Origin of the sequence: Parvimonas sp. D2 (assembly GCF_035282635.1) — a bacterium.
Taxonomy (GTDB): domain Bacteria; phylum Bacillota; class Clostridia; order Tissierellales; family Peptoniphilaceae; genus Parvimonas.
The window spans coordinates 1-280 of record NZ_JAYKBO010000027.1; the positions used below are offsets into that span (position 1 = coordinate 1).

1 pseudogene is annotated in these 280 nt (G+C 35.7%); it reads right to left on the reverse strand.

The annotated features are described in order from the left end of the window. Positions 1-280: pseudogene (locus tag VJI77_RS07445) on the reverse strand (hypothetical protein); the annotation flags it as partial.

Sequence of the window (280 nt, forward strand, 5' to 3'; positions counted from 1 at the left end):
AATTATCTCCATAATCGAGTCCATGAGCAATACCTGCCCCTAATGCGTATATATTTTTTAGCACGGCCGCATATTGTACGCCGATAATATCAGTATTGATAATCGTATTGATATATTCCGTTTTGAAACTTCCTGCTAATAAACCGGTTGCCTGTTCATCAATACCCGAAAAAGTAAGATAGGAGAGTTTTTCAGCAGCAACTTCTTCGGCATGACAAGGACCCAAAATAGTAAAATAGTTTTCTAAATCTAATCCTATAGTTTCTTTTAAATAGTCGTT